Below are 24,539 nucleotides of genomic sequence, written 5' to 3' on the forward strand. Positions count from 1 at the left end.
CATAAGAGTGACTGTTTTTATGATTTTGTAGTCAACCTTTTTCAGGACGAGACAGATAAACAAAAAACCTCCGGTAAATTTCGGAGGTTTTTTTATTGAGTCAAATTCTTCAAATCCTGATTTATTTTCCATAATAGGCTAATTTAGAAAAAATTATTCATCCCCGAAAAAGGCATTCGAGCTGCCGATCCAGATGGCATCTTTCTTATTGAAATCTACATTTACCATGGCTGCTTTGGTCATTCTGCCGAGGTTTTCCAGGAGAATAGGGCGGTCGTCATTTTCACGCCAGATATATAGTAAACGGATTTCGGCTTTTGAGAATTCCCCGTTGATATCTTCAAAAATGGGTTCATAACTTACTTTTCTCTGTAAAATATAATTTTCTTTATCTTCAATAGCATCTGTAATTTCCTTTGTAGGGTTTAAATTAACACCGCTTCCTGCAAATGAAAATAAAGGTTTTAAAACAAAGTTTTCCAGATTTTCACGGTCCGGGAACTCATGGAGAAAATAACTCTTCGGAACAAACCTGTGTTTCAGAAGCGGTAACAGGAATTTTGAAATTTTAAAGAACCAGTTCGGATGGGTGATCCACTTTACATCTGCCTCTTCACGGAAATCAAATTCGGTTTTCAGATCAGGAATTCTTTCCAGCTCATCGAAAATAACCCGGTTGTAGATTCTTTTGATCTCAATTTGTCTACCATTATTTTCGTAATATAATTTCCTGCCTTCCTTTTTTACTTTGGTGAGGCAAACGGTTTTTATCCCCAATAATTTTTCAGTAAAAACAAAATCAATGAGCGTTTTCTGTTTTTCAGGGAAGATTTCAAGAAGAACTACATTTTCAGGGTTTTCATCTCCCACAATCAGTTCTTTTAAATAGGCTTTAAATTCCTCGTGAGGCATTTTATTTTTAATTTCAGAAATAAACGGGTATACCTCGCAGAAGGTTTCCTCTAATATTCTCTGAAAAGCATATAAAGAAGGAAAGGCTTGTAGCTCTATCAATTGTGGCTCTATTTCTCCGTTTTCACTTTTGCAGACCCCGAAATCTATCGTGAAAAAATGAGGCTGATGAGTATCATTGGGAACTCTGCAGTTTTCAGGAATTGCTTTTTGAAGAGTTTCAAAGGGTAAAGCTTTGATCTGATCAATAATGCTTTCACTGGCATCGATCAGTTTGTTTTCAAATTCTTTAGTAAGGAAAACCGGGCTCTCGGAAATCCTGAAAGATGGTTCCAGTCCGCTTTTCTGTTTTAATATTTCTTTGAAATGACTGTATTTTTCCTGTGAAAATTCCCGGTTAAATTGCTTTCTGTATTTTGAGATCATATTCTTTTTCTTTGTGATTTTAAAAAATCGAGCAGTTTTTGCTCGATTTCTGTATGGATAGTTTGTTTTAATTTTTATTCTAAACCATTACTTCCGCTCCCTTCAAAATGTTTTTTTTTGCAAACTGCAGGAATCTCGGAAGAATCTGGTTGCGGGTGAGGATAATCTTGTCCTCATCATCCATTCTGTCCAATGTTTCAAGATATTTTTCCATTCCGAAGTTTTCAATCATCGCATTTTTGTTCTTTTCATCTTTCAGGTTTTCAACCATGCTTGCAGGGTCGGCTTCCGGATGAAACTGGGTTCCGAAAATCTCTTCTGAAAAACGGATGGCCATCACAGCCCTTTCCAGGTTGATATGCGGACGGAATTTTTCTATCGCCACGATTTTCATTCCTAATTCTTCAAAACGGTCAAGGTTGGGTTCAATAAACTGAAAAGCTCTTGAATCAACAGCATAAAAAGGATTCGGAAGGTTTTTGAATAAAAATTCCTGCTCACCTTCTTCTGTTTTATGCACAGGCATCACTCCGAAAGAATAAGATTTTCTCTTGCAAATATTTCCTAAATCCCAGTGAATGCTTGCCAGCTGAAAAGAATGGCAGATTAAGAACAGGTATTTTTTGTTTTCGCTGTACTTATTATGATCGTAAACCGAATTTAGGAAGTCTGCATATCTTGTTTCCCATTCAAGGCCTTCTCTGTGCGGATCTCCGGGGCCTCCGGAAGAAATAAAAATATCGAAATCTTCTACGTTCGGAATTTCATCTTTATATCTTACATCAAATGTATTGATAATTACTTTTTCATCAGAACTTTGCTGAAATGCTTCAGAAATCTCTTTTATATTTCTAAAGCCCTGATTAACATGATTGTTGTTCATATCAAGCAAAGCAATTCGAATATCTTTCATACTACATCATATTTTTTACAAAGTTACCAAAAATATTATGAAGCGGGTTCGCCGTGTGTGATCCCGTATTCCGTCTCAGAAATCATATAATCAACCACTTTTGTCAGGTCTCCTGTCTCATTAAAAATTTTCAGCTGTCTGTCTGCGCCGGTTCCGTTTTCCAGAATTGTCCATGCATATTCCACTTCTTTCCGGCACCCTAAATCATCTACGACATCGTCTATAAACTCAAGAAGTTCTTTTAATAAATCCGGATACGGCACAGATTCTTCTTTTCCGAAGTCGATCAGATGAGCTTCAATGCCACTTTTGGAAGCACGCCATTTATTTTCATTTAATAATAACCTTCTGTAGCTTCTGAAGCTTAAATTCTGCTGATGAAGCTTATAAATTTTAGCGACCAGACTTTGCATAATTGCAGCCATACAAACGGTTTCATCAATCCTTAAGGGCATATCGCATATTCTGAACTCAATCGTAGGGTAGAACGGATGAACGCGAAGATCCCACCAGATTTTCTTGGCATTATCTATAGTTCCCGTTTTTACCAGAAGATCTACATAACTGTCAAATTCTGCCAGAGAATTAAAATAGCTAGGAATTCCTGTCCTTGGGAATTTAACGAAAATTTCCTGTCTGTAAGATTTGAAGCCTGTATTCCGTCCGATCCAGAAAGGTGAATTGGTAGACAATGCATAAACGTGAGGCAAAAAATAACGCATTACATTCTGAATCCTTACCCCTTCTTCACGATTCGGGATACCGATATGTACATGCAGTCCGAAGATAAGGTTTCCACGGGCAACATCACCCATATCGTCTACGATCTTATTATAACGTTCACCATTGGTGATGGTATTATGTTCCCAGTTTGAAAATGGATGAGTTCCACCTCCTGAAACACGAAGGCCCTGCTCATGGGCTGTATTGATAAGATGTCTTCTTAAATTCGTAAGTTCAACCCTGGCTTCCTGAATGTTTTGGCAGATCCCCGTTTCCATCTCAATCATGGATTCGTGCATTTCGTGCTTTAAATTTTCACTTAAAACCGCTTTTCCGCCTTCAATAATTTTCGAAACATGAGAGATTAAGTCTCTGCTTTCAACATCAATGATTTGATATTCTTCTTCGATTCCTATAGTAAATTGATGCATGTTTTTGTGTTTTTACAATATTTTATTTTACAGAGTCCTTTACAAAAGTTCCCCAGGAGATATTCGGTTTTCCTGGAACGTATTCTTTGGCTTTTTCGATCGCAAGTTTGGCGGCGTGTTCTACGATCCATGCGAAGTTTTCTTCTCCCACAGAATTTACATCAGCATCAGGTGCAGGATTACAGAAATCTATTGCATAAGGAATACCGTCCCTTACTGCAAATTCTACCGTATTAAAATCATATCCTAAAGCTTCATTCATTTTAATGGTATAATCATGAATGGTTTTTAATAATTTTTCCAGTTCTTCGCCTTCGGTCTGATGAGTGGTTGCATACCTCAGATGATGGGCATTTCTCGGTTCATAAGGCATGATGTGAACATATTTCTTACCCAAACAGTATACCCTGTAGTAATCATCAAAAATAATTTCTTCCTGTACCATCATAACAAGTTGTTCCGTTTCACTCAGTTTATTCCACAGATCTTCCGGATTCTCCACTCTGTAAACGTTTCTCCAGCCGCCGCCGTCATGGGGTTTCATATAAGCCGGAAATCCTACGTAATTGAAGATGTATTCCCAATCGTGTGGGAATTTCAAATTTCTGAATGATGTTTCCGATGTATTGGTCGGCCTTTCATGTGAGGGCAGTAAAACTGTTTTTGGCAGCGGAATTCCCAGTTTAGACATCAGGGCATTGTTGAAAAACTTTTCATCGGCACTCCACCAAAACGGATTATTGATCACATAGGTTCCGTTAACGGCTGCATTTTTAAGATAAGCTCTGTAGAAGGGAACGTCCTGCGAAATTCTGTCTATGATTACTGCATAACCATAATCAGCCCCCTGCTCAAGCTTATCGATATGTACGGGTTCTGCTATGATCTCTCCGCCACCCAATTCATTTACCTTGTCGATGAACGCCCAGGGAAATGTATCTTCCATACCAAATAGAATTCCCACTTTTTTTGTCATAATTGTTGTTTTTAGGTTTTTATAATTAAATTTTATTTTAGAGTTGAATCATTTTTCAGGAAAAAAAAGCACCTATAAATGTAGGGAAAACCATTCTCCATAAAGGCCAGTCATGATTGATCCATTTTCTTTCATCATACCAGTAATCTATCCCTTTTGCCGTTAAAATTCCTGCCATTTCCAGGTTTTTATCCTTACAGATGTCCTGGTCAGAAGTGCTTAAAACAATGTGCATATGCTTGTATTTCCAGGCTTCATCATTTTTTACAAACTCTCTCGGGCAGTTAAAATACACCAGGTCGTCAGAATATCCGTCCATAAAATTCCGGATACTGAAAGCTCCCGACATACAGAATAAATGGGAAACCACATCCGGAAACCTGAAAGCAAAATTGGCTGCATGATACCCGCCGAAGCTGGCTCCTGCCACTGCTACACGATGGGTATTGTGAAGCTTCTGAATATAAGGGATAAATTCTCTGATCAGGAACTGTACATACAATTCATAATTTTTGATCCTTTGCTGCGGCGAAATTTTATCATCATAAAAGCTCCAGCCATCGATGGTTTGAACGTTATAAAGTTTTACTTTTCCCTGTTCTATAAACCAGTTGATGCTTCCGTTAAGATGAAAATCATGGTTTTGGGTGTACAGGCCCTGGGAAGTGGGAAACATCACAACAGGATGTCCGTAATGTCCCGTAACCTCTACTTTAAGGCTGGTTCCTAATATATGTGAATAGTAATCGGTATGTTCTATTTGCGGCATTTTAAAATAATTATTTTATGATTGATACGTGTTAGCTGCTCGGTCTGTTTTTGGGCGGAAGGATATTCAGCATATCTGCATTGATTTTTTCGGCAGCATAGTCCAGTCTTTCCTGTATAACGGCGGCATCATTAGATTTATAAACAATTCCTACATGATAATCTATCGGCAGGAATTTTACGACTTCATCAGATTTAAATTCTTCATAATCCGGCTCCTTATCTTTGATCAAAGCAACAATTAATCCTGCATAATAGCCTGTAGGCTTGGAAACTTCATAGTTTTTGCCTCTCAGAAGAGCATCTTCAATCTTTGCCCATTCCCGCCAGATATTGATATTGCTTGAAGCTTCTACAAGATCAGGAATATGGGCACCTCCGACTCTGGATGATGTCTCAAGGAAATACCATTTTCCGTCATCCTTACTTCGTATAAATTCAGTATGTGTAGCACCGTTTAACAATCCGAAATTCAAAAGCACCTTTGTATTCACTTCTTCAAGGGCTTTAAACTCGTCAGAATATCTTCCCAGGGTTTTTGTTCTGAAAACACCGCCTTCATGAGAAACCTGCATGGGAGGAGCGAGGTATTTCGATGCAGAAGTAAAAGTAATTTCGTTATTAAAAGTTAAGCTGTCAACATGGTATACATCTCCGGGCTTAAAGCTTTCCAGTAAAAAAAAGTGACGTTCTTCTCCAAGGGCATCCAACGCTTCCCAAAGCTGGTCTTTGGAAATGATTTTTTTAATTCCTGATGCGGAAGCTTCCGAACGTGGTTTTAAAACCCATGGAGCGGAAACCCTGTCTGCGAATGCATTCACCTCATCATTATTGAAAACCGCAGTAAATTCAGGAACATTAATTCCCGAATCCTTAGCTTTTTGCCTCATCGCAAGTTTATCCCTGAAGTAGCGGTGGGTGGTCTGTCCCATCCCCGGAATACGGAAGGTTTCTCTTATCAGAGCTGCTTTTTCTACATCATAGTCATCAAGGGCAACTACAGCATCCACTTTCCTGGTTTGCATCAGATAGGAAAATCCCTGCACCAGATGTTCCAGGTTCCAGACGGAAGGCTTTATCTCAGGCATATAAAAAACCTCTTCGATCGCATGCCACGGCCAGTTTTTTTCTTTAAGATTTTCGGATGTTATTAAGATTATTTTATTACCGAGCTTCTTCATCTCATCCATGAAGTCATAGCCCTTGTAATAGCACGAAATACATACTATAATTTTTTCCTCCATATAATGTTTTTTAATTTTTAGTGGATTTTCAAAAATAAAAGCAAATTTTCATTAATTATTTAATGTTAAAATTTGAATTATGGTGAACTATTGAGAATCTCCTATCAATTATACAGAGTTTTTTTGTAATAAACTAATTTTTAGTGATAATTTTCGATTAAATCGGCCAATAATTGTACTCCAAAGCCGGTTGCTGCTTTTTCCCGGGCATATCCTACGTTTCCGAAAGCAACTCCTGCAATATCCAGATGTGCCCATTTAGGATGATCTTCAATAAACTGTTCTAAGAATTTGGCAGCAATGATGCAGTCTCCGATCGGTTTCATTGAAATATTTTTCAGATCAGCTACATCAGACTGGATATCTTCTTTCCAGATGTCCCACAACGGCAGATTCCATAACCTCTGGTTGGTTTTATCTCCGGTCTTTACCAAAAGATTTTTAAGGCCTTCATCGTTGGAAAACAAAGCTCCGCAGGTGTCTCCGAACATTCTCACTGAGCTGCCTGTCAGTGTGGCTAAATCAATGAGAAAATCGGTCTTATAATTTTTGGCAAGATAAGAAAGTGAATCGGCAAGAATCATTCTTCCTTCAGCGTCCGTATCGAGTACCTCAATGGTTTTGCCGTTGTAAGCAGTTATCACATCACTCGGAAGATAAGCATTCTCGGAAATGGCATTGTCTGTGATTGGCAGAACAGCAACAATATTTACCGGAAGTTTCATTTCTGCAGCATAGATCAAAGCTCCCAATACAGCTGTAGCACCACCTATATCAGATTTCATGTAATGCATGTTGGCCGGATTTTTCAACGAAATCCCTCCGGTATCAAACAATACACATTTTCCGACCAAACCAAATGTTTTGGCAGTTTTTACGTTTGTTTTATATTCCAGGATGGTAAAAGCAGCATCATAAGCACTTCCTTTATTCACTGCAAGATAAGCTCCCAGTCCCAGTTCTTCACATTTCTTTCTGTTAAAAGCGGTATATTTCAGTTCGTATTTCTTAGCTAAATTCTTGAGGTAAGAACTGAAAATATCCGGTTTTTTAAGATTGGCAGGCTTATTCAGCCAGTCCTGGCAGGCGATTTGCCCATTGCTTATAGCTTCAGCTCTTTGAGAGATATGATCCAGTTTTTTCTGGCTTAAGCTTTCAAAATGAATCTCAAATTTAGGATTCCAAAAAGGATGGCTCTTGTCAAAAGGATAGTGATAGGTCCCCATCAACAGGCCTTTTATAAATTGTTCAAATTGTTTTTCTGTGATAAACTCTGCCAGAACCAATGTAGGGACAGCCTGAAGATTTTTTTTCTGTGCCTGTGAAAATTTATTGGCTACCTGCTGGATTTCAAAGTCCTGCAAGCTGTATTTTCCTAAACCGATAAAATAAGTAATGCTTTCGTTATCAGTAGAAATAAAAATCTCATGCTTTTTCCCTGTAAAAAAAGTGGAAATATTTTTATTGTAATTTTTACTCCTTTTTGTCCATTCTTCTTCAGTAAATAACTGGAAGATCTGAGTATAATTTTTATTTTTTTTGTTGATTAATTTCATAGGGTTAATTTTTAATGCTTTTTTGTTGTGGGATTACTTCAACAGGATTTTCTGTGTTATCATAAAATAACCATTCGATAGCTCTTGGAAACTCCTGTGACCAATAAAACTCACTGTGGGTCCCTTCAGGGTTGATGCTGGTCCGGAATTCAAAATCAAACAGGTTCTTTTTCTCCCATCGCTTCAGGTATTCTTCAAAAACCCGGATTCTTTTTACCATTTTGGAACCTTCCTGTCCGCCGCCATATAAATAAATTTTTGTTTTAAAGGGAACTCTGAAATTCATCACCGGAAAATTATTATTCGGCTCTACCCAGAGAGAGGGCGAGAAGATCAACAACTTAGAATAAACTTCAGGATAAAGAAACCCGCTGTAAATACTGATCAGAGCACCTAAAGAACTTCCACCGATTCCGGTATTTTCCCTGTCTTTTTTAGTACGGTAATTTTCATCTACAAAAGGCTTTAAGGTATCTGTAATAAAGCGGATGTATTTTTTTCCTTCCGAACCGTTTGCGATATTATCATTATCAAAAATATATTCTTTGATCCTTTCTTCACTTCCGTGCTCTATGGCAATTACAATAACATCACCACGGCCATATTCGGCAAGAATGGAAAGCTTTTTATCGATTTCCCAGTTTCCGTACCCACTGCCTTCATTAAAAAGGTTCTGGGCATCCTGAAGATATAAAACAGGATATTTTTTATTGGATACATAATAGTCATAAGGGAGTAAAGCCCATACTTTCCGGTAACGGTCAAGCTGTGGTATGTAAAATTCTTCTGAGATTATTTCTGCAATAGGGAAAAACTCATCTTTAAAAGGGCCCCAGTTGAGTCGCCATTTTTCCACAATATCAGAAACACTGTTCGTTTCTTTCCTGGCTTTCCGGTTGGGAGTAATGTTTCCGTGTTGATCAAGCTCTACATTTTCCCATCCTCCTTTGGTAAATTTATATTCAACGTCAGACGGAAGGATCTGGCTGTCGATCTCAATAAAATAATTGTTAGGATCTGACTGCCTGAGCTGATAGTTGACGTCTTTGGGATTCCAGTTGTTGAAATTTCCGGTGATGTACACCGTTCTGTTATCGTTTTCCTCAGTATAAAGTTCAAACTTCATTATGTGTTTTAAAAAAATTAACAGCTAAATTTATAAAAAATCTTTTTATGCAGATTATTTTTCAATTTATAAAATCTGTGATTGAAAAATTAATATATTTGATAAACAAGTGTATGAAAGAGATGAGCAATACAATTATTTCAACAATAATTAACTATCGTTGTTAATATTTTTCGTAGTTTCAAGGGATATATAAAAATAGAATCAAGTCTTGATGAATTCGGTTAAAACTTATACGCTTTTTACGGAACATGATGTATATCTTTTTCGGGAAGGTAAGCATTATAAGCTGTATGACAAGTTTGGAGCACATTCCGTAGAAAAAAATGGGATTCATGGTGTTTATTTTTCTGTATGGGCTCCAAATGCTGAAAAAGTTTCCGTGATAGGGAATTTCAACAACTGGAATCATAAAGACCACATTTTATATCCGCGCTGGGACGGATCAGGTATCTGGGAAGGTTTTATTGCAGGATTGACCTGGGGAACATTGTATAAATATGCAATTGAAACAGCAAGAGGTGAGATTTTAGAGAAAAGTGACCCTTATGCTTTAAGCTGGGAACAAAATAAACAGGCTGCCTCACTGGTTTCTACCACATGGTATGAATGGACAGATAAGGAATGGCTCGAGAATCGCTGGAAGAAAAACAGCCTTGATGCACCGGTATCCGTTTATGAACTGCATCTTGGGTCGTGGGTGAGGGAAGGAGATCATCCTGACCGGTTTCTGAACTACAGGGATGTTGCCGGAAAGCTGGTTCCTTATGTTCTGGAAATGGGTTTTACGCATGTAGAATTCATGCCGGTGATGGAATATCCATATGATCCAAGCTGGGGATACCAGATTACAGGATTTTATGCAGCTACCTCCCGTTTCGGATCTCCGCAGGACCTGATGTATCTGATTAATGAACTGCATAAAAATAATATCGGTGTTATTTTAGATTGGGTTCCGTCTCATTTTCCGGGAGATGCCAATGGCTTACACCGTTTTGACGGTTCTCATCTGTATGAGCATGAAGATCCGAGAAAAGGGTTTCATCCGGATTGGAAGTCGTATATTTTCAATTATGGGAGGAATGAAGTGAAATCGTTTTTAATCTCAAATGCCATGTTCTGGTTTGAACGTTATCATGCAGACGGATTGCGTGTAGATGCGGTAACTTCAATGCTGCATCTGGATTATTCAAGAAATGAAGGGGAATGGGAACCGAATATTTATGGTGGAAATGTAAATTTAGAAGCCAAAACTTTTTTGCAGGAGTTTAATACCGCAGTTTATAAAGAATTTGGAAATAATATCATCACCATTGCGGAAGAAAGTTCAGATTTCCCAATGTTGACGAAGCCTGTACACGATGGCGGGGTAGGTTTTGGAATGAAATGGATGATGGGCTGGATGCATGACACCCTTGATTATTTTAAAGAAGAACCTGTGAACAGGAAATATCACCATCATAAACTGACCTTTGCTTCGGTGTATATGTATAATGAAAATTATATGATGCCCTTGTCACACGACGAGGTGGTACATGGAAAAGCCAGCCTGATCTATAAAATGACCGGTGATGAATGGCAGAAATTTGCCAACCTTCGTGCGTTGTATGTCTACATGTTTACGCATCCGGGAGCCAAGCTGCTGTTTATGGGGGATGAATTCGGGCAGACGAGTGAATGGAATTTTACAAGGAGTTTAGACTGGCATTTATTGGAATATCCGATCCATAAAGGACTGCAGACTCTCGTCAAAGATTTAAACCATATGTATAGAAGTGAAACGGCTTTTTATGAAAGCCAGTTTGATAAACATGGTTTTGAATGGGTGGAAGCCGATGATCTCGAAAATTCGGTCTATATCTATTTGAGGAAAGGGAAAAAAAGAGATGATGTTTTGATGGTGGTATTAAATTTAACTCCGCAGGTTTTGGATTATAAGATCGGTGTGAATGCGGGAACCCATTGGAAAGTTATTTTTAATTCAGATGAAGTGAGGTATAATGGAAGTGGGGTAAACCCTGAGATTTTTGAAGAAAAAAATGAACAGTGGATGAACCATCCGAAATCAATCAGTTTAAAACTGCCACCTCTTGCAGGGATTATTTTAAAGCAGAGAACAGAAAAAGACAAAAAGTATAAATTACAAAGAATTAAACTACATAAAAGATAAAAATGATTATTTATCATCTCAGTACAGAATGTTATCCGGTGGCAAAGGTAGGAGGTCTGGCGGATGTTGTGGGGGCGCTCCCTAAGTACCAGAATAAAATAACAGGAATAGAAGCTAAGGTAGTGATGCCGTGGTACAATAAAGCTTTTGTTTATGATCACGGGTTTGACATTATTTTTGACGGGTTTATTCATCAGGGACCTAATATGCTTCAGGTTCAGGTTTTGAAGGAAAAAACCGATGCTTTGGGCTTCGAGCTGTATATGGTAAGAATTCCGGGGCTTTTAGACAGGGATAATCCTTATGGCTATGATGATGAAAGTTTTCAGTTTCTGGCCTTTCAGCATGGTGTTTTACACTGGCTGAGTGCTATGGAGATCCGTCCTGATATTTTACATTGTCACGATTACCATACCGGGTTGGTTCCTTTTATGATAGAACACTGCTACGAATTTAAGTTTCTGAAAGGAGTCAAAACAATCGGAACAATCCATAACGGAGAATACCAGGGAATGATGAGCTGGAATATGGCCAATTATATGCCATCTTTCGATGCTTACAAATGGGGACTGCTGGACTGGAACGGATTGATTAACCCGCTGGCAAGCATGATGAAATGTTCCAATGCTTTTACAACGGTTTCTGAAGGATACCTGGAAGAGCTTTTTATCAGTTTTAGAGGCCTTGAGAGTCTGGTTCGTGAAGAATTCAGTAAAGCATACGGAATTATCAACGGGATTGATGCCGAAGTCTGGAACCCTGAAACAGATCCGATGATGGATTTTAATTTTACGATTAAGAATGCTGTAGAACAGAAAAAGAAAAACAAAGAAAAGCTTTGTAAAGAATATGGTTTAAAGCCTGATCTTCCCTTATTTGCCTTCATCGGGAGGTTTGCAACGGAAAAAGGAGCAGATCTGCTGCCTGACGTTGTTTGGAAAAGCATAAAACAAAGTTATGGAGCACTGAATATTATGATTCTTGGATCAGGAAATCCTTATATCGAAAACAAGCTGAAAGAATATGACTTTTACTACAGCAATTTTGCTTTAGATTTAGGATATAAAGAATATCTTTCCCATAAAATATATGCTTCGGCAGACTTTTTATTAATGCCGTCGAGGGTAGAGCCTTGCGGGCTGAACCAGATGTACTCGATGAGGTACGGAACCATTCCGGTAGTAAGATATACGGGAGGATTGAGAGATACGGTGGAAGATATTTCAACAGGCGGTGCAGGATTGAATTTTACCTATCCCGGCGTTGATGATATCATTCATGCGGTGAACAGAGGGGTAAGCCTTTATCAGGAGAAGGATGTGATGAAAAATCTTATCTACGCCAATATGAAGTTTGATTTCGCGTGGGAGAAATCAGCGGCCAAATATATAGCACTTTACAATAAGTAAAATAACGCAACATACGCAGCCATAGAAAGAAAATATGGCAAAACTGGCATGAAAGATACAGTAAGGATGTTGAGGATTTTGTAATAAATAAAGCAGGGGTGATGGATGTATTGATTACCAATCCATTATTCAGAAATGAGCTCAGGAAATATTATATAGAGATTGATGATGTAGATAAAGAAGTAAAAGAGCTGAAAGAAGGATTATATGAAGTTGTAGTTTATAATGAGAATCTGAAAGCAGACAATAAAGAATGTTTCAGGGCACTAAGAACAGAAAAGTAGACTTAATAAAATAAAATGCAATTATAGATATGAAACGTAATGTTATTTCCATTGTTTTAGGCGGAGGCAGAGGGACAAGACTTTTTCCGTTGACCTATTCAAGATCCAAGCCGGCTGTTCCTATTGCCGGAAAATACAGGCTGGTAGATATTCCCATTTCAAACTGCCTCAATTCAGGTTTGAATAAAATTCTCGTGTTGACGCAGTTTAACTCAGCTTCTTTAAATTCACATATTAAAAACTCCTACCACTTTGATATCTTCAGCAAGGGCTTTGTAGATATCCTCGCTGCCGAGCAGAATGTAGAGAATGATAACTGGTACCAGGGAACGGCAGATGCTGTACGCCAATCGATGAAGCACCTTGAAAAGTATGATTACGATTATATTTTAATCCTTTCCGGTGACCAGCTGTATCAGATGGATTTCAGGGAAATGCTGGATTTCCATATTGAAAAAGGAGGTGATGTTACCATTGCGACCATTCCGGTAAATGCCAAAGATGCAACAGGCTTTGGGATCCTGAGCTCGGATGATGAAGGGAATATTACATCATTTGTAGAAAAGCCGGGCTATGATATTCTGGGAGATCTGAAATCTGAAGTTTCCGAAGAAAATAAGCATACCGGAAAAGAATATCTGGCCTCAATGGGAATTTATATCTTCACCAGAAGCATCCTTAAAAAGATGTTTGACGAAGGGGCTGGGGATGATTTCGGAAAAGATATTATCCCGAATTCGATAGGGAAGTATACCACTTTAAGCTATCAGTTTGAAGGTTATTGGACAGATATTGGGACGATTGAATCTTTTTACGAAGCCAATTTAGATTTGTGCCAGGATTTTCCGCAGTTTAATCTATTCTCTTCATCACCCATATACACAAGGGCAAGAATGCTTCCGCCATCGAAAATTAATGGCTCTTATGTAAGTAAAGCCGTTTTTGGAGACGGATGTATCATTATGGCAGATAAAATTGAAAACTCTGTGATCGGAAACAGAACAAGAATAGACAAAGGAAGCACCATTGTCAATTCTTATGTGATGGGAGCTGATTTTTACCAGAATACCACCGAAATTGTACTGAATGACAGAAACGGTCGCCCTAATATGGGAATAGGGAAATACTGTTATATAGAAAAAGCCATTCTCGATAAAAACTGTTACATCGGGGATAATGTAAGAATCATTGGCGGAAAACACTTGCCGGATGGTGATTTTGGAACCTATTCTGTTCAGGATGGTATTGTGGTGGTGAAAAAAGGGGCTGTGTTAGCACCCGGAACACATATAGGATAAGGTTTACATTGATAAAATAAAATAAGCAATATAAAAAAACAGCCCGGAACAATGCCGGGCTGCTTTTGTTTTAAGAATAATCAGATTTTAAGAACCTAGGAATGTAATGGTGAAAGATCTTGAAGATACAACATAATTAGATCCGGCTCCGGTGGCAATACCATATTCGACAACATCCCCTGCGCTCAGGTTCAATGTAATATTTGCTGCCCTGTTGATGGCAGAATTTGGTGCATAGTTTGCAATCGAAGCTAACACTACCCGCTGCTGTCCTGAGGTTGAAGTTACACGGGCTATCCAGTTAATAGAGTTGGTCCCTGTATTTGGGGTTACAAGCGCCTGAAGAGAAATCTGGTAAAACCCTGCCTCGGGTACTGTGTAGCTATTATTTGCCGTACTCCAGTTGCCGTCATTGGTGCTGGGGCTGAATGTAAGTTTAGTAAAGCTTGAGGCACCGTTAATGGTTTGATTGCTACCACTGGCATTTTTACCGGCTGTCACTACTTTTGGGATAAAGAAAGTGGGTGAAGAGAGGTTATTTAAAAATTTTTGCCAGATACTGCCATCAAAAAAATAATAGCCTGCAGAAGTGATATTTACTGTTTTCGTAGATGACGCTGCTACTGCAGCTGTGGCATATACAATGATACCTGTCTGGGCCGTGCCATATTGTGCATCACCTGCTTTTATCTGGTCACCGGTGAGCCTGGGCGCTATGATACCTTCACTGGTAGTGCCATTATTAGCTTTTGCGGTAACATCCAGCGTGGCTTTTGGATCCGTATTATTTATACCCATCTGGGCGTGGCTGGCCATTGAAATAAGCATGCCCAAAATTAAAAATATTTGTTTTTTCATTGTAATCAAAATTTTATTTTAAATGATATTTTGTTTTTATCTTTAGTATAAGGGAATTTACCTTACGGTATCTGTTTATGATCCCAAATAGGTAATGCTGAAAGCCCTTCTGGTCACTGTATAGCTTGTAAATCCACCGGAACCATTGAAACAGCCGAAACAAGGTTCAAAACCCATTTCAACGATCTCACCTGCATTCAGGTAAATCGTGAGGGTTCCGCCACTATTATAATTAGCTCCAACATTCATTGATTGGTATACAGTAAATTCGGTTCCGTCGTTTTTCCTTACATTCCATCCAAAAGAATTGTTACCGTTATTCGGGGTTTCAATAGCCTGTGTAGAGATCAGGTAAAAGCCGGCCTTACCGGGGCCTACCGTATAATTGTTGTTTGTCGTACTCCAGCTGCCGTCATTGATCCCGATAGTGGTGTACGTAGCTTTTCTATATCCGCCGCCTGGTGTAGAAGAGTCAGTAAGGAACAGATTGCTGGTTGCGGATCCGGAGGCAACCACATGAGGTAAGATTGGAGAGCCTGTGGGTCCGGATACTATAAACTTCTGCCAGATATTACCGTCAAAATAATAATATCCCGGGGTTGTTATTCGTGCTGTTTTTGTACTGGATGTGCCTACAGCTGCAGTGGCATAAACAAAGGCTCCGGTCTGGTCATTGCCATACAGGGCATCGGCTGCCTTGATCTGGTCGCCGGTAAGCCTGGGGGCAATGAGGCCCTCCGGAGCCGATCCGGTAGTGTTTTTTGCAGTAATGTCTAGAGAAGCCTGTGGAAGCCCGGTATTAATTCCCACCTGTGCGAAAGAAGTGGTAACAAGTAGGATCCCAATAAGTGAGAAAAATTGTTTTGATTGTTTCATTGTAGTTTGTGTTTTATTGTGTTTAGAGACGTCAAAAATGATAAACTTTTTTGGGTGTCAAATTTTCTCTATTGCCTGTTCCTGAATTTACTCCCATCTGTAAAATAATTTGGGGGACTGGATCGATTTTGGGAAGACCAGAAAGGTCCTGTGACTATTTTTTTCATCGTGTTGGGTTTTAAAAATTCCCACTATAACTCATATTTAAATAATAGATTGCTTTAGTGAAAAATGCTTTGTGTTTTATTGATTGTGTAAAGTAATATTAAATAATTCACATCAATAATATTTTGATCGTTAATAATTGTTATGTATTTTAAAATATTTCAAATAAAATGTTATATTTTAAATTGTAATTATTTGATTTACAACAATAAATAATTTTAATACTGTTAATTTTAAAAACATTGTAACTCACTTGTTTTTGAATAAATATTTCTGTAATGTATCCGGTAAATTTTCCTGCAACATTTTATATTCTGTCCCGGTTTTCGGACAAAATATTTTTGACAGGTATTTTAAGTTTTAAATTGCTTTTTTGCTCTTATCGGAATGCTCTGATAGTGTTCGGGATCTTTAGCAGGTTGCTGATTTATGAAAAAGAGGAAGCTAAAGCAATTATCCGGAATTCCATATTTAATGAAGCCAGGGATCAGGAAATATCATTAATAATTCAGGATCTTATATATTGGTCACTTTTTTATTTATATTGTTTTCTGAATGCATTTTTTTAACATAATTATCCTTTGAACATCACGATATATTGAATTATTATCGGTGAAAATACTACTGGAAGGCCTTTAAAATGGCAGTTTATCAAAGTGTACATGAATGTTATTTGTTAATAAAAATAATTTAAAGAAAATTTTTCTAATTTATTCAAAATGAATGGTCCTGTATAAAATTACTTAATATTTGAAATGAATATAAATTTAACATATAATATTTTATTTATTGTGTATTTTTTTAATTTGTTCTTGATTAAATCATTTAAATTATAGATAAAATAAATATGTAATTAATTGTATTTTAGTGTTTTAATTGTCCGTTTGTTTGCTTCTAAGCTCTTTGTGTTTATACCTTTGCGCAACAACAATAATCCTTGTAGCAATGAAAAAAAAAATTATTTTAGTGAGTCTTTTGGGAATTGCTTTGCTCTCAAAGGCTCAGGTGGGAATCAATAACAGCGCACCAGCTGCCACACTTGATGTTACCGCCAAAACCACAGGTGCAATTCCGGGAACACCTGAAGGGCTTATATCTCCGCGTTTAACACTCTTAGATCTTAATCAGAAATCCTCCGCCTATACAACAGCACAAACCGGAACTTTGATTTATGTTACAGATGCATCCAATGATACCCCCGCAGGTAAAACCATTAAAATTGTAGACGTAGGCTATTATTATTTTGATGGTTCTATATGGCAGAGAATAAACACCGGTACAGGCACTGGTACCAGTTCAGATAATATTTATACGAGCAATGGCACTCTTGGAGCTAACCGTACTGTTGCCATGGCAGATAAAACCCTGAGCTTTACTTCCGGAACTCCAACAGTTAATCAGTTCAATGTAGACGGAACTGTATTCTCTGTAGATACGCAGAACGACCGTATAGGTGTAGGAACTGCCACCCCTCAGAGAACCCAGCATGTAAGCGGAAGCCTTCAGATAACCAATGAGCTTAATGTAGGTGGAAATGCCACTACCGCAGGAAGCGCTGGTACAATCGGACAGATACTTACATCAGGCGGTCCGGGAGCAGCTCCTATATGGAAGGATGCTTCTACAGGCACAGGTATAAATATCTATACTGCAGATGGTACACTTACCGGTAACAGAACTGTAACCCAGGGGGCTAATACGCTTACATTTACAGGAACTTCAACCAATGCGTTTTCTGTGGATGGAACTACGCTTTCCGTAGATGCCGCCAATAACAGAACAGGTATAGGAACTACCACCCCTCAGAGAACCCAGCATGTAAACGGAAGCCTTCAGATAACCAATGAGTTTAATGTAGGTGGAGATGCCACTACCGCAGGAAACGCCGGTACTGCAGATCAGATACTTGTTTCTTCAGGGCCTGGTGCAGCTCCTCAGTGGAAAAATATGTCATCGGTATCAGGAGGCTTGGCTTCTGCTAACTATGTTCAGGGAACTTCTGAGATTACAGTTAATCAGGGAACTACAGCTGATGTTCCGGGGGTTAGTGTTACATTAACCGTTCCTGCCGGAAGGACACAAACACTCTTTTTTACAATTCAGGGATATAGCTCAACTACTAATAATAGTTTTGCAGGGCAGGGAGTGTTTTCTCTTTTGCAAAACGGAGTGAAAATTTCATCTGCCTATTCATCTTCAGGCAGTGGAGGAGTTTATTTACCTAATGGTACTCTATTAACAAACCTTCCACATCCCACTACCTTCATAAAATCTATTTCTTTACCAGCCGGAACTTATACTTTTAAGGTGCAGTACTCTGCATGGGCTAATAACCATATAATAAATAAACTTCCTTCAAATTACGTAGGTTATAACGGAGATACAGAAGCTATGCTTACCAAAATGACCATATTGGTGTTTAATGATTAATGTACATCTGATAAAATACTGTTCAAATATTTATTAAACAACCATTTCAGAAATGAGAGAGCATATCAATAATAGAATCAGTATAATATCGGGATATTAGTAATTTAATAATACAAAGTGGCCAACATACCGGCCTCTTTGTATTTATAATATTCCGTGTCTTTTAGCTGTGAGAATATTCCGGTAAGGTTTCAGAATCTTTTCACAGAGTTCCGGATAAATATTTAAATGGTAAGAACTGCTCCGGAGTATTATTTTAATAGTCCGGTGAGGTCTTGGATACATCTGCCGGGGTCCCGAAGCTATATTTTGGGGTTAAAGAACCGCTTTACCGGGCTTTAGGACCCTTCGCACGGGGTCTGGAACCTTACAGGATGGTTTTGGAACCCCAATTTTGGGGTTCTGTAACCGGAACGGAACGCTTCAGAACCCCGTCAAAGGAATAATTGTGGAATTATAAGATAAAATATAGGGGTATACATTTCAGATATAAAAAATAAATTCGCATTTTTGTAAAAAATCGGGCGATGCAAAAAGAAAAACTACGTACAGTAAGAAAACAGAAAGGCTTTACACAGCAGCAGATTGCTGATATACTTGCAACTGATGTATCAAACTACAGCAGGAAAGAAAACGGCGATGTGAAGATCGTAAAAGAGGAATGGGATAAAATTGCCCGCTTTTTGGATATTCCGGTGGAGGAAATTTATGAAGAAGATGAAGCTAAAATAATTATAAACAACGAGTATAATACTGTAAGTGATAATGCAGGTTTTTATAATTTTCCAATTAATGGAAGCAATACTAATAATTACAACATTCCTGATTCTGTTATAGATAATCTTCAGGAATATATAGCTTTACTGAAAGAAGAAATTAAAAGGCTTAAAGAAGAAACGAATAAATAATTTTAATAAAAATAAACCACCAGATTTGGTGGTTTTATTATGATAATTATAGATTATGGAACCAAGACTTTTGAAAAAAATCATTTTCTTACTGCTCATTTTCTTCACAATCATTTGCAGATCTCAAATAGTAACTGTTCAAGGCATTGCTAAAGATTCTTTAAACAACTTTATTGCAATTAGTGTAAATGATACCATAAGAAAGTTTAGAGATAAGGCGTTTAAGGATAAAAACTGGGAAGGGTATGATAAATTAGCTAATAATAAAAATTTTGTAACCATGCCTGATTCTTTAGGAAATTATATAATAAATGCAAAGGTTACAGATACATTATATTTTTATAAGAGAAAATACATTACTCAGAAATATAAAGTTGAGGATATAATAAAAAACAAGATAGTGGTTGATCTAAAGCCTATGCCATGTATTCCATTTAAAACATGTGATCAGAGAATTCCATCGAAATTATACGTTTTTGTTGGAAAGAAAATAAATGTAGAATCAGTAGATACATCTCAGTATTGTGGTGAAATGATGGATAGTGAATATAAAGCTGAATACAGAATTGAACAAGAATTTTCTGAGCATTATCCCAGTTCAACAATTATTTTTACAGCTTATGATCATAATAGTATGAAGGAGTACGATTTTAGGAATTATAATAATATATTAGTTTTTGTAGGAGAATATTGTGGTGACTTAATACAACTGAAATATCAGTTTTTCCCGGTTTACAAAACAGCACACGGGAAATGGGCAGCTGTTATAAAACCTAGGGATGAGCATTATTATAAACAAGATAAGTTTAAGCCAACAAATATTATTTTTGATAAATCAGTAAGCTTTGATCTTCCGGATCATTTGTCTCCTCAACAGATTACCCAGCTTATAGAATACAAATTTCCTGAAAAATATTATAAAATAAAAGGTGGAAAAGTTTTTCCAATAATGGGCAGATCAGCTGAAGATCTCGTAAAACTTTGGAAAGAGCTTTATTACAAAGAAAATAAATAACAGAATTTTATAAAATCAAAGTGATCAACATATTGGTCACTTTTTTTATTTGTCTTACTTTTGTGCGATGCGTTTTTTTAAAATCATAGCCGTAATGATGCTCTTGCTGGTAGGTGCCTATGCACTTTCCATGTATTATTTTGTGGAAGAAAGCAAAAATTTTAAAATCGAAAAAGAGATAGACTATCCCGTGGATAAGGTTTTTTCCCAATTTAATAATCTGCAGAATTTCACGCGCTGGAATAATTTCTTTAAAAGCTCCCAGTCGATAGATATCGATTATTATACCCCTTACGAAGGGCAGGGAAGTGCCATAAGCTATGTTGATTCTAAAAAAGATACCAATGGCGAAATGTTTATCCGCTATGAAAATCCAAACACTACTTTAAGATACCAGCTTTTTGAAGATAAAAATGAAAACCCGACTTTGGTGGATGTGAAATTCAAGGCATTGTCTGCCGAAAAAACGAAAATCACCTGGTATGTACATACCCCCAAGCTGTCTGTTTTAAGAAGGGTTGAAAACTTCTGGACGGAAGACCGGTTTGCCGAAAATATTGATAAAAGCATGGTCAACCTGAAAAATGTTTTAGGGAATAAAGTAGAGAAAGACAACCAGATGGCAGCGATTAAATATGACAGCCTGATGGTGGAAAATGAAGAGGAAAAATTACTGTTGGGAATCAATGTAAGCACCTCCAACAAAAAAGATGCATTGTATAGAAATATTGTGATGAATTACAATAAAGTGTACAACTATGTAACGATGGATCTGGGTAAAAAAGATGATGAATTCGGTTTTCCGGTGATGATCACGGATGCTGATAATTATAAGGACAAAGAAGTATCCTATTTCCTTGGAATTCCCTTATCTAAAAAATTCGGCGTTACTGATAACAATTTTAATTTCAGATCGGTAAGTCCTACTCAGAATTATGTGATCTATTATAAAGGAAGCTATGAAGGAAGAGTAAAAGCAATTCAACAGCTGATCCAGAAGGCCAAAAAGGATGAAATGCGTTTCGGGGATATCCGCCAGACTTTTATTGAGCGCCCGATGGAGGATCAGAATGTGAACGTGAAGCTCTCATTATCGGTCTTTAAGTAAATTCTTGAAAATTATTTCTTTTGGCTTTTTTTTAATAGTTGGAGGCTATCCCAAGTCGGTTTTTTTTATTAAATTTGAAGATTAATTCTACAAACAAAATTTAATAATAGATAAACTGTAATAATGGACAGATTTTCATTCCTAAACGCAGCTCATTCTCAGTTAATTGAGGATTTATACCAACAATACTTAAAATTCCCGGACTCCTTAGAACCATCATGGAAAGCCTTCTTTCAAGGTTTCGATTTTGCTTTGGAGAACTACGGGGATGATGACAACATCCAATATATTCAAGCTCTGGCCAATTCTGCCCCGGCAGTACAGCAAATATCTCAGGCGGTTTCAAACGGTGAGGTTCCTGAGCATATCAAGAAAGAGTTTAAGGTAGTGAACCTTATTGAGGCTTACAGAACGAGAGGGCACCTGTTTACAAAAACAAACCCGGTAAGAGAAAGAAGACATTATACGCCGACTTTAGATATCGAAAACTTCGGTCTCAGTAACGAAGATTTAAATACAAAGTTCAACTGTGCAGTAGAAACAGGAATGAAAGAACCTGCAACCTTGAAGGATCTTATCACTCACCTGGAAAATATCTACTGTGATTCTATCGGTGTTGAATACACCTACATCAACAATGTTGAAGAAAAAGACTTTATCAAGAAATGGCTACAGGTAAACGAAAACCATCCAAGCCTTTCTGCAAATGAAAAAACTGAAATCCTGTTGAAGCTGAATCAGGCGGTGGCATTTGAAAATTATCTTCACACAAAATTTGTAGGACAAAAAAGATTTTCACTGGAAGGAGGGGAAACATTAATTCCTGCTTTAGACCAGCTGATTTCAAGATCTTCACAATTGGGAGTGAATGAAGTGGTTTTAGGGATGGCTCACAGAGGAAGGCTGAATGTATTGTCAAATATTTTCGGAAAGTCTTACAAACAGATTTTCTCTGAATTTGAAGGAAAAGAATTTGAAGAAGATGTATTCTCCGGTGACGTTAAATATCACCTGGGATCTTCCAAAAAAATACAAACAGCTTCAGGAGAAGAGGTTTCTATCAATCTGACTCCGAACCCATCTCACCTTGAAACTGTAGCTGCCTTAGTAGAAGGGATCTGCCGTGCAAAAGTAGATGACAAATATAAAGGAGACTACTCTAAAATCTTACCGATTGTCATTCACGGTGACGGTGCAATTGCAGGGCAGGGTATTGCCTATGAAGTTGCCCAGATGATGACCCTGGAAGGGTACAGAACGGGAGGTACTGTTCATATCGTGGTCAATAATCAGGTTTCATTTACAACCAATTACGCAGATGCGAGATCTTCAACATATTGTACAGACATTGCAAAAGTTACGGAATCTCCGGTAATGCATGTAAATGCTGATGATGCCGAAGCAGTAGTACATGCGATTCACTTTGCTGCTGATTTCAGAGCAAAATTCGGGAAAGACGTTTATATCGATTTATTAGGATATAGAAAATATGGTCATAACGAAGGTGATGAGCCAAGATTTACGCAGCCTAACCTATATAAGCTGATCTCAAAACACCCGAACCCAAGAGAGATTTATAAAGATAAATTAATCAACGACAGTGTAGTTTCCAACGATATTCTTAAGAAAATGGAAACAGATTTCAAAGCCCTTTTAGATAAAGACTTTGATGCTTCCAAAGAAATCGAGAAAAACGTAATGGATCTGTTTATGGCGGAAGACTGGACGAATTATCCTATCGGAAAGAGAGGTGCAGTTCAGTTGCCGGTAGATACTAAATATGATGCAGTGAAGCTGAAAGAGCTGGCGATTAAAATGTCAACACTTCCGGCTGATAAAAAATTCATCAGTAAAATTACAAGGCTTTTTGAAAACCGTATCAAAGCAATCGAGGGAAATTCATTAGACTGGGCTTTAGGAGAATGGTTGGCGTATGCTACATTGCTTACTGAAGGGCACAACGTCAGAATTTCCGGAGAAGATGTGGAAAGAGGTACATTCTCCCACAGACATGCTGTAGTGAAAACAGAAGATACAGAAGAAGAATATATCCCGTTGAGACACGTTTCAGAAAACAGATTTGATGTATTCAATTCCCACCTTTCAGAATACGGGGTTTTGGGATTTGATTACGGATATGCAATGGTTTCTCCTAATACGTTAACCATCTGGGAAGCACAGTTCGGAGATTTCGTAAACGGAGCTCAGATCATTGTTGACCAATATCTGGCTGCAGCAGAAGAAAAATGGAAAATTCAGGACGGATTGGTAATGCTATTACCTCACGGTTCAGAAGGACAGGGAGCAGAGCACTCTTCAGCAAGACTGGAAAGATTCTTAACCCTTTGTGCCAATGAAAATATGATAGTAGCGAATGTTACATCGCCGGCCAACTATTTCCATCTATTAAGAAGACAGCTGAAATGGACGTTCAGAAAACCATTGGTTGTGATGAGCCCGAAATCTTTATTAAGACATCCGAAAGTGGTTTCTCCACTGGAAGATTTCTCAAACGGAAGTTTCCGGCCGGTTTTGGATGATCCTACTGCAGATCCTAAAAAAATAGAAAAATTAGTTCTTTGTTCAGGTAAATTATACTTCGAATTATTAGCGAAGAAAGAAGAGTTAAACTGTGAAAATATCGCATTGGTAAGATTCGAACAGCTATATCCGCTTCAGGCAGATGCTATCGAAGCGATCTTCAGCAAATACGAAAACAGAAAACAGCTGGTGTGGGCTCAGGAAGAACCTGAAAACATGGGAGCCTGGTCTTACATCTTAAGAAACTTCAGAGATACGGGAATCCAGGTGATTGCGCCTGTACCAAGTGGTGCTCCGGCTCCGGGAAGTCATAAAATGTTTGAGAAAAACCAGAATGCGGTAATCAACAGAGTTTTTGACAGAGATGATGCTCCTGCAAAAAGACCTGTAACAGCTTAATTA

The 24,539-nt window shown here is 37.8% G+C and carries 19 protein-coding genes; 9 read left to right on the forward strand and 10 right to left on the reverse strand.

Going from position 1 to position 24,539, the window contains the following annotated elements; all coding sequences use genetic code 11:
- Nucleotides 1-153: 153 nt before the first annotated feature.
- The 8 genes from PMI13_RS13485 to PMI13_RS13520 all read right to left on the reverse strand — a co-directional run bounded on the left by PMI13_RS13485 (nucleotide 154) and on the right by PMI13_RS13520 (nucleotide 9,075).
- On the reverse strand, nucleotides 154-1,338 hold the full coding sequence (locus tag PMI13_RS13485) for an ATP-grasp domain-containing protein (RefSeq protein WP_007844666.1): 1,185 nt from the start codon (nucleotides 1,336-1,338) through the stop codon (nucleotides 154-156).
- A 79-nt stretch (nucleotides 1,339-1,417) separates the two neighbouring features.
- The gene (locus tag PMI13_RS13490; RefSeq protein WP_007844667.1) at nucleotides 1,418-2,251 is read right to left on the reverse strand and encodes a type 1 glutamine amidotransferase; all 834 of its coding nucleotides are present in this window, start codon (nucleotides 2,249-2,251) and stop codon (nucleotides 1,418-1,420) included.
- A 35-nt stretch (nucleotides 2,252-2,286) separates the two neighbouring features.
- Nucleotides 2,287-3,405, reverse strand: a complete 1,119-nt coding sequence (locus tag PMI13_RS13495) for a carboxylate-amine ligase (RefSeq protein WP_007844668.1) — start codon at nucleotides 3,403-3,405, stop codon at nucleotides 2,287-2,289.
- A 22-nt stretch (nucleotides 3,406-3,427) separates the two neighbouring features.
- Nucleotides 3,428-4,381, reverse strand: a complete 954-nt coding sequence (locus PMI13_RS13500; protein WP_007844670.1) for an ATP-grasp domain-containing protein — start codon at nucleotides 4,379-4,381, stop codon at nucleotides 3,428-3,430.
- Between the two features lie 55 nt (nucleotides 4,382-4,436).
- Nucleotides 4,437-5,150, reverse strand: coding sequence for an alpha/beta hydrolase-fold protein (locus tag PMI13_RS13505; protein WP_007844672.1), 714 nt, complete (start codon nucleotides 5,148-5,150; stop codon nucleotides 4,437-4,439).
- A gap of 31 nt (nucleotides 5,151-5,181) precedes the next feature.
- Nucleotides 5,182-6,393 carry an ATP-grasp domain-containing protein gene (locus PMI13_RS13510; protein WP_007844674.1) on the reverse strand — a complete coding sequence of 404 codons (1,212 nt, stop codon included), beginning with the start codon at nucleotides 6,391-6,393 and terminating at the stop codon, nucleotides 5,182-5,184.
- A 140-nt stretch (nucleotides 6,394-6,533) separates the two neighbouring features.
- Nucleotides 6,534-7,949 carry a M17 family metallopeptidase gene (locus PMI13_RS13515; protein WP_007844676.1) on the reverse strand — a complete coding sequence of 472 codons (1,416 nt, stop codon included), beginning with the start codon at nucleotides 7,947-7,949 and terminating at the stop codon, nucleotides 6,534-6,536.
- A gap of 4 nt (nucleotides 7,950-7,953) precedes the next feature.
- Nucleotides 7,954-9,075, reverse strand: coding sequence for an alpha/beta hydrolase-fold protein (locus PMI13_RS13520; protein WP_007844678.1), 1,122 nt, complete (start codon nucleotides 9,073-9,075; stop codon nucleotides 7,954-7,956).
- 214 nt (nucleotides 9,076-9,289) lie between these two features.
- Between PMI13_RS13520 and glgB the strand changes: the two genes are divergently transcribed.
- From glgB to PMI13_RS13540, 4 genes are all read left to right on the forward strand, one after another.
- Nucleotides 9,290-11,245 carry a 1,4-alpha-glucan branching protein GlgB gene (gene glgB, locus PMI13_RS13525; protein ID WP_007844680.1) on the forward strand — a complete coding sequence of 652 codons (1,956 nt, stop codon included), beginning with the start codon at nucleotides 9,290-9,292 and terminating at the stop codon, nucleotides 11,243-11,245.
- Between the two features lie 2 nt (nucleotides 11,246-11,247).
- Complete coding sequence (locus PMI13_RS13530) at nucleotides 11,248-12,654, forward strand: glycogen synthase (protein ID WP_007844682.1); 1,407 nt, start codon at nucleotides 11,248-11,250, stop codon at nucleotides 12,652-12,654.
- A gap of 101 nt (nucleotides 12,655-12,755) precedes the next feature.
- Nucleotides 12,756-12,938, forward strand: coding sequence for a hypothetical protein (locus PMI13_RS13535; RefSeq protein WP_007844685.1), 183 nt, complete (start codon nucleotides 12,756-12,758; stop codon nucleotides 12,936-12,938).
- Between the two features lie 29 nt (nucleotides 12,939-12,967).
- On the forward strand, nucleotides 12,968-14,236 hold the full coding sequence (locus tag PMI13_RS13540) for a glucose-1-phosphate adenylyltransferase (protein ID WP_007844686.1): 1,269 nt from the start codon (nucleotides 12,968-12,970) through the stop codon (nucleotides 14,234-14,236).
- Between the two features lie 87 nt (nucleotides 14,237-14,323).
- Here PMI13_RS13540 and PMI13_RS13545 read toward each other — a convergent pair whose 3' ends face one another.
- Both PMI13_RS13545 and PMI13_RS13550 read right to left on the reverse strand, forming a co-directional pair.
- On the reverse strand, nucleotides 14,324-15,094 hold the full coding sequence (locus PMI13_RS13545; protein ID WP_007844687.1) for a hypothetical protein: 771 nt from the start codon (nucleotides 15,092-15,094) through the stop codon (nucleotides 14,324-14,326).
- A gap of 75 nt (nucleotides 15,095-15,169) precedes the next feature.
- Complete coding sequence (locus PMI13_RS13550; RefSeq protein WP_007844688.1) at nucleotides 15,170-15,970, reverse strand: hypothetical protein; 801 nt, start codon at nucleotides 15,968-15,970, stop codon at nucleotides 15,170-15,172.
- 1,110 nt (nucleotides 15,971-17,080) lie between these two features.
- Between PMI13_RS13550 and PMI13_RS13560 the strand changes: the two genes are divergently transcribed.
- The 5 genes from PMI13_RS13560 to PMI13_RS13580 all read left to right on the forward strand — a co-directional run bounded on the left by PMI13_RS13560 (nucleotide 17,081) and on the right by PMI13_RS13580 (nucleotide 24,536).
- On the forward strand, nucleotides 17,081-18,565 hold the full coding sequence (locus PMI13_RS13560; RefSeq protein WP_007844690.1) for an autotransporter outer membrane beta-barrel domain-containing protein: 1,485 nt from the start codon (nucleotides 17,081-17,083) through the stop codon (nucleotides 18,563-18,565).
- 527 nt (nucleotides 18,566-19,092) lie between these two features.
- Nucleotides 19,093-19,473, forward strand: a complete 381-nt coding sequence (locus PMI13_RS13565) for a helix-turn-helix domain-containing protein (protein WP_007844691.1) — start codon at nucleotides 19,093-19,095, stop codon at nucleotides 19,471-19,473.
- 55 nt (nucleotides 19,474-19,528) lie between these two features.
- A complete protein-coding gene (locus tag PMI13_RS13570) occupies nucleotides 19,529-20,488 on the forward strand; it encodes a hypothetical protein (protein WP_007844694.1) in 960 nt (319 codons plus the stop codon).
- A gap of 67 nt (nucleotides 20,489-20,555) precedes the next feature.
- Entirely contained in the window at nucleotides 20,556-21,596 is a 1,041-nt protein-coding gene (locus tag PMI13_RS13575) for an SRPBCC domain-containing protein (RefSeq protein WP_034670291.1), read from the forward strand.
- A 123-nt stretch (nucleotides 21,597-21,719) separates the two neighbouring features.
- Complete coding sequence (locus PMI13_RS13580) at nucleotides 21,720-24,536, forward strand: 2-oxoglutarate dehydrogenase E1 component (protein WP_007844696.1); 2,817 nt, start codon at nucleotides 21,720-21,722, stop codon at nucleotides 24,534-24,536.
- Nucleotides 24,537-24,539 lie beyond the last annotated feature (3 nt).

The sequence above is a fragment of the Chryseobacterium populi genome (genome assembly GCF_000282115.1).
Classification (GTDB): domain Bacteria; phylum Bacteroidota; class Bacteroidia; order Flavobacteriales; family Weeksellaceae; genus Chryseobacterium; species Chryseobacterium populi.